Raw genomic sequence first — 8,798 nt, forward strand, 5'->3', positions numbered from 1 at the left:
CCTACCCCACCTCCGCCGGGTAGGCGTACTCCACCCGGAGCACCCGCGCGATCTCGTCCAGAGTGGCGGACAGCCGCTCGTGGCTCTCCACCGCGCCCGCGACGAGGCCCAGGTTGCCGTGGTAGCCCGCTCTCCAGTCGACCTCCGCGCCGGGCAGCGCGGAGATCCGGACCTGTTCCACGCCGGGCACGCGCCCGAGGTCCTCCACCCCCCGGACGGCGGTCACCCGCACCGCCCCGGCCCGCGGCAGGACGAGCCGCTGGAACGCCACGCAGGAGTAGGACAGCGTGCGCGGCGTCGCCGTACCCAGCGCCGCGGCGAGGGCGAGCCGTACCGGGTCGGCGCCGGTGGCCCGCCGTAGCAGCGGCGCCACGAAACCGCCCAGCCTGCCGTTGACCTCGATGACGCGCGGCCCCGTCGCGGTGAGCTTCAGCTCGGTGTGGACCAGCCCCGACCTGACGCCCAGGGCCCGGATCGCCCGATGAGCGAGCTCTGCTGCGGCCGAGGCGGTCTCGGGTCTCAGCGTCGAGGGGACGAAGAAGCCCGCCTCCCGGTACGGGGACTCCAGCGGCAGCCGGCCGGTGACCGCCAGCGGCCGGGGATGGCCACCGGTCACCAGTGTCTCCACCGAGACGTAGTCACCCCAGGCCGGGCCGGCCACGCTCGCGTCGCCGACCAGTTGCTCCTCGACGATGTACGCCGTCCCCGGCCGGGCGGCCAGCAGCTCGCAGAGCAACGTGGAGCCCGCCGGGACATCGGCCACCGGGTAGGTGTCACGGCTCCCCGACCCGGAGACCGGCTTGACGACCGCCGGCACCCCGGCCCTGCGCAGAGCCGGCCCCACCTCCGCCGGCGAGCCGACCCGCGCGTGCCGCGTCGGCTCCACTCCCGCCGCTGTGAGCACGGCACGCTGCACCGACTTGTCGGTGAGCGCGGCGGCCGTGGCGGGGCTGTGGTACTCCAGGCCCAGCTCTTCGGCGACCGCGGCGGCCTGGCCGATTCCCGCGTCGCTGAAGGAGACGACGCCCCGGGCCCCCAGCCGCCGCAGGTCGCCGGCGCCGTCGAGGTCGATCGCGGGCCCCAACAACTCGAACAGCTCGATCAGCCGGGTGGACACGGAGGGGTCGGAGCGCCGGTAGGCGAACAGCGGGCGGCAGAGCCCGGCCGCCGCGTCGGCGACTTCCATCGGGGAGGCGGACCCCACGCCTCCGACGACGAGGACCACCGGAAGCGTCATGGCGTCCCCTCCAGCTCGTGGCCGGCGTTCCGGCGCAGGCGGTCCGCCAGCTCGCTGAACGCCGACAGCTCGCGGTGGATGTAGAGCGAGTCGGCGGCCAGCGGGATCCCGAGCTGGGCGCGTACCCTGGCGATGACCTTGGCCGCGTCGAGGGAGTGGCCTCCGAGCCGGAAGAAGTCGTCCTGCGGCCCGGGAGCGACGCCGAGCGTCTCCGTCCAGATGGCGGCGACGGCGTGCTCGGTCTCGCCGGTCGGCGTACGGGCGGCGCCGCCCGTCCAGTCCACACGGGACACCAGCGCGGCTCGATCGATCTTGCCGTGCGAGGTCAGCGGCAGGCGGTCCAGGGCCTGGAACCGGGTCGGGGTCATATACGGCGGGAGCCGGTCGGCGAGCCGGGCGCGCAGCTCGGTCTCCGTCGCCGTTCCGCAGTGGAATCCGACGAGCACGGGTCCGGTGGCGCCGTGCGCGACGACGACGGCCGCCGCCGACACCGTAGCGCAGTCGAGCAGCGCCGCCTCGATCTCCCCGGGGTCGATCCGGTACCCCCGGATCTTGACCATGCCTCCTCGCCGCCCGACGAACTGCCACTGCCCGTCGGGGCGCCGCAGGCATACGTCGCCGGAGCGGTACCAGGTGGATCCCGCGCGGCGGACGAATCGTTCGGCGGTCAACTCCGGATCGTTGAGGTAACCGAGGGCGAGGTTGCCGCCGCCGATCCACAGCTCCCCCTCCACCCCCTCATCGGTGATCACGGTGCCGTCGGCGGCGACCAGCATCAGCTCGACCCCGTCGACGGGAGACCCGATCGGCGGCAGTCCGGTGGGGACCTCCCGGCGCAGGTCTTCGGTGACGGTGGTGACCACCGTTGCCTCGGTCGGGCCGTACTCGTTGAACACCGCGGCCGGGAAGTCCGGGTGCGGCCAGCGCCGGAGCTGGTCCCCGGCCACGATGAGCGTCCGCAGCGTGCGGGCCACGCCCGGTTCGGACAGCAGTTCTTCGGCCAGCGCCGTGGTGAGGAAGCACTGGGTCACCGCGTGCCGGGCCAGCGTCGCGCGGACCACGTCCAGGTCCCGGACGACGTCGACGGGCGGCAGGGCCAGCCGCGCTCCGGCGTACAACGCCGACCAGATCTCCTTGACGGAGCTGTCGAAGCCCAGTCCCGCGAACGCCGAGACCGTGTCCCGGAGGCCGGTGCCGTACTTCTCCCGATGCCAGGTGAGCATCCGGGCCAGGCTCCGATGGCCCACCATGACGCCCTTCGGGACGCCTGTGCTTCCGGAGGTGAAGATCAGGTACGCGATGGCGTCGGGATCGGCGGTCATCGCCGGGACGTCCATGGCTCCGTCGGCGGGTCCGAGGAGGACGGGGACGCCGGCGGGCACCCGACCGGCCAGGTCGGGGCAGGTGACGACGGCGGACGCGCCTGCCCCGGCGATGATGGCCTCGACCCTGCCGCGCGGGGTGTCGGGATCCATCGGCAGGCAGGTCGCTCCCGCGAGCCAGGCGCCCAGCTGCGCGGCCACGGTGCCCGGGTCACGGTTGCGCAGGACGGCCACCGGCCCTTCGGGGGATCGCGCCGTCCCATCGCCGGCGGCGGCGCGGCGGATGGCCGCGGCCCAGCCGGTCGCCTGCCGGACAAGACCGGCGTACGTCAGCTCCTCCTCCCCGGCGACGATGGCGATCCGTTCGGGGAAGTCCCGCGCGTGACGGAGGATGGCGGCGGGTGTGGAATGCCGTGACAATAGGTTCTCCTGAAGGCGATGGGTGAGACGGACCTGCGCGGGCCCGGCGGGTCAGGTCTCGTGGAGCAGGGGGCGGCGTGCCGCCGGGACGGTCCGTGCGGTCCGCTCGGCCCAGGCGGTCACCGGCCGGACGCAGGCCGCCGCGATCGCGTAGGCGGCGGCCAGCAGCAGCCAGCCCCACACGTGCAGGGCGAACACCAGGCCGACGAGGGCGACGGGGGCGGCGACCTTCTCGACGTTGTCCCCGAGCCGGAACAGTGCGAGGTAGGCACCTCGGGCCCCGGCGGGCGACAGTCCGTTCGACAGCCCCCAGAATCCGGCGACGTGCCAGAGCTCGGCGCAGGTCAGGGCGACGGTCCCGGCCGCCAGAAGGGCCACTGCGGTCCCATCGGCGGCATACCGCGTGCCCGCGAACACCAGGCTGCAGGCGCACAGCGCGAGTGCGGCGCGCCTCAGTCGGGCTACGGCGCCCGGCACGTCGTCGGCTCCTCGCGCGAAAGACACCTGCAGCAGGATCACCATCGCGGTGTTGAGGGTGAACAACGCCGCGACGACCGAAGGCCGCACGCCCGTGATCTCCATCGCCCAGGCGGGCAGGAGGAGCGCGAGCACCGTCCTGTTCGTCGCCAGGAAGCCGGACAGCAGGGACAGCGCCAGCACCGGCCGGTCCCCGATCAGCGCCTGCCGCTCCTTGGGACGCGGCCCTCCCCCGGCCCGCTCCGAGTCGGGCAGCCTGGCGATGAACCAGGCGTCCAGCAGCAGGGTGAGGGCGTTGCCGAGGGCGAGGCCGACGTATGCCTGCGGCGAGTCCAGCAGCAGTACGGCCGACGCCCCGAGGGAGCCGGCCGCGATGCCCGCGTTCAAGGCGACCCGCATGTGCGCCTGCGCCTTGAGCCGGATCTCCTGGGGCAGCACCTCCAGCGTGTACGTGCTGCGCCCCGCCGCGGCGGCCGACTCGGCGGCGCCGAAGGCGGCCATCAGCGCGAGGAATCCGGCGAACCCGGTGACGAAGGGGTACAGGGCGAACAGGGCCGCCTTGACCAGGATGGACCAGAGCCACAGCCGCCGCGGCGACATCCGGTCCGCCACCGTCCCCAGCGGGATTCCCGTGACGAGCGCCACGACGCCCGATACCGACAGCCCCGCCCCCGCCTGGGCCACCGAGAGGTGCAGGTGCTTGATGGTGAACACGGTGCCGGCGGCGACGAAGAATCCGGTCCCGATCGAGGTGAGGCCCACCTGCAGGACGAGCCTGCCGGCCAGATGATCGCCGAAGGCCCGTTCGAGGAGGGACCTCAACGAGAGGCTCCCGCTCCGCGCGTGGTCAGCAGCAGCCTCTCGGCCAGGCCGGACACGCCGGGCTCGGCCAGCGCGTCCGAGCCCGGCACCGGCGTCAGCACGAGAGAGGCGGCGATCCCGCTCCACTCGTGGAGGAAGCGCTCGCGGTAGCGGGGGCTCCGCTCGGTGCTGTAGACGACCTCGATCTCGTCCGGATACCGCTCGGTGATCTCGTAGGCGTCCATGGCCGCGGCGTGCGCTCTGCGGATCGACAGGTATCCGAGAAGCATCTCGGCGGTCGTGCCCGGCGGGATCCGCCCCTTGCGCAGCCCGCAGCCGAGCATGTATCGGATCCGCTGCGCGGGGGGCAGGGACAGGTAGTGCTCCCGGCTGTCGACCATCGTCCACAGCGCGGGGAACAGTTCGGCCACCTCGTCGGCCTCCTCCTCCCCCTCGCGGGTGGCCGGATCGATCATGGTGAGGCCGGCGACCGTCCTGCCCTGACGCCGCAGCGCGTGCGCGATCTCCAGGGCGACGAACGCGCCGAAGCACCAGCCCGCCAGGTGGTAGGGGCCATGCGGGTCACGAGCGACGATCTCGCGTGCGTACCGGGTGCCCATCTCGCTCAGAGAGGCGGCGGGCATCGGATCGCGGCCGGGACCGGGCGACTGGACGCCGCACACGGTGACGTCACTTCCGAGGCGCTGGCTGAGCTGGAGGTATCTGACCGCGGTCCCGGCAAGGACGTGCGCGCAGTAGAGCGTCGGCGCACCGTCCGCCGGGCTGCGGCTCAGATCGAACAGGACCGGCTGGGGAGCGGTCGCGCCGCCGCCGCGGAGCACCCCGGCCAGGTCCAGGAGCCGGGGGCTGCGATAGACGACGCCGGGTTCGAGCGGGATCCCGAAGTGCCGCCTGAGCCGGGCGACGGCCACGGCGGCGAGCAGGGAATCTCCGCCCAGCTCGAAGAAGTCGTCCTCGATGCCCAGGTCGTCCCGCTTCAGCAGGTCCTGCAGAATGACCAGGAGTTCAAGCTCGAACTCGTCTCGAGGCGCCCGACGGCCGCGCTCCGCGACGCCCGTCTCGAAGGCGTGCGGCCTCACGCCGGCTCTCCCGCCGGCGGGACGGAGGCGAGCCGGGGGGAGCCGTCGCCCGCGGGCTTGTGGTACCGGGGCGGAAGGAAGGCCACGAAGTTGAGGCTCGGCTCGGCGGAGTCGTTGACCGCGCTGTGGCTCACCATCGGAGCCGCGTAGTAGGCGTCTCCCGGGCCGTGCTCATGCTCCTCGCCGCCGACGGTCATCCGGTAGCCGGCTCCGCGGATGACGTAGCCGATCTGCTCGTGGCGGTGCCGGTGATCCGGCATGTGTCCGCCCGCCTCCAGCGTGCTGATCATGATTTCGAACCAGTCGCCGACGAAGAACTCGTTGAACAGCCCCAGTTTCGTCTTCTTCCGGTCGCCGAGTTCGATGAAGCCGCTGGAGCAGGGCCGGTCGACCAGCCGCTTCAGGTCGATGGACACGGTCGGCTCAGCGGTCGGGTTGTGCGCCGCGTGCGGCACGCCCGGGGCGATCATGTAGGCGGTCCGGAGCGGCTCCATGACCCGCTCCTCCTCCCCGATCCGCAGCGTCAGCCGGCCCGAGACGCAGATGCCCGCCTGCGCCTCGTCGTGGCTGTGCGGCGGCAGGACCGCGCCCGGCGCGATCTCCACCACCTGCACCAGGGTCTCTCCTGCGGCGAAGACCCGGGCGTGCACCCCTTCGGCCAGCTCCACCGACCGGAGCTGGGGAAACATCGTCGTGACGGTCATGGTCAGTCCTTTCCGGAGAAAACGGTCCAGCTGAGGTCCAGAGGGCCGTGCACCGCGGTGAACTCCAGGTCGTAGTGGTCGGCGGAGCTGCCGTTGGTGATCGCCATGTCGGCGAGCCCGTCGTGGACGGACTGCGCGGCGACGCTGTTGGAGGAGGCGTCCATAACGGTGATCTCCGCGCCGCGGTGACCCGCCCGCTCCAGCATCCGGTCCAGCAGGGGCAGGACCGCGGAGTGGCAGGCCACGGTCAAGCGGGCGTCGTCCCCCGCGGCTCTCCCCCTCCTCGTCACGAGCCCGTACGGCGGAGTCTCGTGGAGGAAGATGTAACGTACGGCCGCTCGCGGCTCGGTGTAGAAGTAGTTGATGTTCCCGTACGCGTGCGGCACCACGAGCAGGTCGTCGTGACCTGCGAGTACCGAGTCGAACGCCTTTTCGAAGCTCGGGTACAGATTCACCGACCCGCCGGAGGCGCCCAGGAAGCGCTCCAGGATGTAATCCGCCGCCAGCTCGCTGCTCGTCCGCTCGGGACCGAGCGTCGCGATGCGCTTCGCTCCGGATCGCCGCACGTAGCCGACGAACTCCTGATAACGGCAGTCACACAGGATGGAATGTGACGACAATTGTCCCCCATGATGTCGCGTCGGCCTTTCGGCCGAGGTGGAATACGGCGACGCCTAGCGCGGGCGGTCGCCGACGATGGAGATGCGCTCCATGACCCGCCGTTCCGGGTAGTAGTCGTTGACCGCGTAGTGCTGGGTGGCGCGGTTGTCCCAGACGGCGACGGAGCCGGGCTCCCAGCGGAACCTCACCTGATACTCCGGCGTCTCCACGTGCCGGCACAGCCTGTCGATGAGATCCCTGGCCGCGCCGGGCTCCAGCCCCACGACGCCCTCGGTGAACACCCGGTTGACGAAGATGCCCCTGCGCTCCGTCACCGGATGGGTCCGCACGATCGGATGGCGCACCGGCGGGAAGTCGGCCCGCGCCCTGTCGAGCGCCTCGCCTTCGAGGAGCCCCAGCCGGGAGTAGAGCCAGTCGAAATGGTGGACCGCCTCGCGGCCGTCGGCCAACGCGGCCAGCTCGGGGTCGAGGTTGTCGTAGGCCGCGGCGACGTCGGACCAGATGGTGTCGCCGCCGCCGCCCACCGGCACCTCGACGGCCCGCAGCACCGCCCCCATGCTGGGAGTGGGATGCCAGGTGGCGTCCGAGTGCCAGGTGTTCTCCAGGCCAGGACGCTCCTCATGCTTGGCGAACCGGACGACGTCCGGCGATCCGCCCTTCGACAGGAAGGGGAAGGTCTCCACCCTCCCCCAGACCTCGGCCAGCCGGCGCTGGTCCGCGCTGGTCATGCGCTGGCCGCGGAAGAAGATGACCTTCCATTCGAGCAGCGCCTCTCTCAGCTCGGCCTTGAGCTCCTCATCGAGTGGCGCCCCCAGGTCCACCCCGGTGATCTCGGCTCCGATCAGGGGGCCCACCGGGCAGATCTGCAGCCGTTCGCAGGGCCGGCGCGGCCAGCCCTCCGGTAGCCTGCGCAGCGTTCTGGGGCCGATCTGCGCCCGCCCGGGCTCGTTCAAGATCAGAGCGTTCACAGGAAGTCCGCCTCGAAGACCCGGGTGATGATGTCGCCCTGCGGGTTGGTGAGCGTGGGGTCCTGCGCGCCGAGCCGGATGGCGACCTCGCGGGTGAGGAGATACGCCTCCCGCATTCTCGCCACCATCGGCTCGTAGGCGTCGGCCGCGAGGATGTCCTTGATGACGGGTTGCAAGGACCGCCCCAGCTCCGTCTCCGCCGTCGATCTGGCCTCCAACCACTTGAGGTGGCAGAAGGGGACTCCTTCCAGCAGGAAGGAGATCTCGTACAGTCCACGGATGAAGTCCGCGCGGACGAGGTCGGTCGTCACGGTCAGGCCGCGGTCGCGGGCCAGCTTGGCATGCTTGATGCGCATGCGCAGCCAGTGGCTCCGGCTCTTGATCAGATCAGGCATGGTGGCCGCGAAGGACGCCATGTGCGCGTCGACGACGGCGCTGAACTGCCCGCCCGGGTCCTGCCACACCTCGGCCTTCTTCAGGTAGGAGGCGGCGATCACGGGCTCGCGGACGATCTCGTCACGCAGCTCGCGCATCGCCCAGACCTTGAACGCGACGTCGTACGGCTTCCGGTACCAGACGGTCCAGTCACCGCCGGGCTGTACCAGACCGTCCTCGACCGCCGCGGCGACCGCGGCCGGATACCGGTCGTCGGGAACGTAGAGGAAGACGTCGACGTCCGAGAACTCATCCGCCAGGCCGTGGCACCAGGAGCCGACCAATGCGACTGAGGCGGCTTGGCGCACTATCTCGAATCCGGGCCTGCGGAACAGCTCGTCCAGCCGTTCGCGGGCATGCATGATGGGCTCTGCTGTCGTATCCAATGGACACCTCCTGGGAGTCCTTGCGTGCGGGGCTGTCCGGCGAGGGACGGGTGCCGTCACGTGCGGCAAGGCATGTTCGCGATCTTCACGTCGCGGATCATTCGAGCAGAGGGTGTTATGGAGCCGCTATGAATCGCCTATGAGGCGGGATGGAGGCGTACGGGCAGCGGTCCGGCCGGGAGCGCACGCCGCGGGAGGTCGGCCGCCAGTTCCAGGACGACCAGGCAGGCGGACAGCGGCAGCAGGGAGGCCGGGGGCAGGACACCCGCCTCCGCCAGGAAGAGGCGGAGCACCCAGCCCGCCTGCACGAGGGTGATGCCGGCGGCG

8 protein-coding genes and 1 pseudogene are annotated in these 8,798 nt (G+C 71.6%); all 9 read right to left on the reverse strand.

Features of this window, described 5'->3' with window-relative positions; genetic code table 11:
• Position 1 precedes the first annotated feature (1 nt).
• On the reverse strand, positions 2–1,237 hold the full coding sequence (locus ACWDS7_RS22220; RefSeq protein ID WP_451930808.1) for an ATP-grasp domain-containing protein: 1,236 nt from the start codon (positions 1,235–1,237) through the stop codon (positions 2–4).
• Complete coding sequence (locus ACWDS7_RS22225) at positions 1,234–2,979, reverse strand: non-ribosomal peptide synthetase (RefSeq protein ID WP_451930809.1); 1,746 nt, start codon at positions 2,977–2,979, stop codon at positions 1,234–1,236. The genes ACWDS7_RS22220 and ACWDS7_RS22225 overlap by 4 nt, the downstream gene beginning before the upstream one ends.
• A gap of 51 nt (positions 2,980–3,030) precedes the next feature.
• Positions 3,031–4,278 carry an MFS transporter gene (locus tag ACWDS7_RS22230; protein WP_451930810.1) on the reverse strand — a complete coding sequence of 416 codons (1,248 nt, stop codon included), beginning with the start codon at positions 4,276–4,278 and terminating at the stop codon, positions 3,031–3,033.
• Positions 4,275–5,357 (reverse strand): alpha/beta fold hydrolase, encoded by a 1,083-nt coding sequence (locus ACWDS7_RS22235; protein ID WP_451930811.1) that lies wholly within the window; start codon positions 5,355–5,357, stop codon positions 4,275–4,277. The genes ACWDS7_RS22230 and ACWDS7_RS22235 overlap by 4 nt, the downstream gene beginning before the upstream one ends.
• Positions 5,354–6,061: a cupin domain-containing protein gene (locus tag ACWDS7_RS22240; RefSeq protein ID WP_451930812.1), complete on the reverse strand. Its 708-nt coding sequence runs from the start codon at positions 6,059–6,061 to the stop codon at positions 5,354–5,356. Before ACWDS7_RS22240 ends, ACWDS7_RS22235 begins: the two co-directional genes overlap by 4 nt.
• A gap of 2 nt (positions 6,062–6,063) precedes the next feature.
• Positions 6,064–6,627 (reverse strand): hypothetical protein, encoded by a 564-nt coding sequence (locus ACWDS7_RS22245; RefSeq protein ID WP_451930813.1) that lies wholly within the window; start codon positions 6,625–6,627, stop codon positions 6,064–6,066.
• Between the two features lie 108 nt (positions 6,628–6,735).
• Complete coding sequence (locus tag ACWDS7_RS22250) at positions 6,736–7,650, reverse strand: TauD/TfdA dioxygenase family protein (RefSeq protein ID WP_451930814.1); 915 nt, start codon at positions 7,648–7,650, stop codon at positions 6,736–6,738.
• On the reverse strand, positions 7,647–8,471 hold the full coding sequence (locus ACWDS7_RS22255) for a nucleotidyltransferase domain-containing protein (RefSeq protein WP_451930815.1): 825 nt from the start codon (positions 8,469–8,471) through the stop codon (positions 7,647–7,649). Before ACWDS7_RS22255 ends, ACWDS7_RS22250 begins: the two co-directional genes overlap by 4 nt.
• A 137-nt stretch (positions 8,472–8,608) precedes the next feature.
• Positions 8,609–8,798: pseudogene (locus ACWDS7_RS22260) on the reverse strand (hypothetical protein); the annotation flags it as partial.

It is taken from the genome of Streptosporangium sp. NPDC003464 (assembly GCF_053588315.1).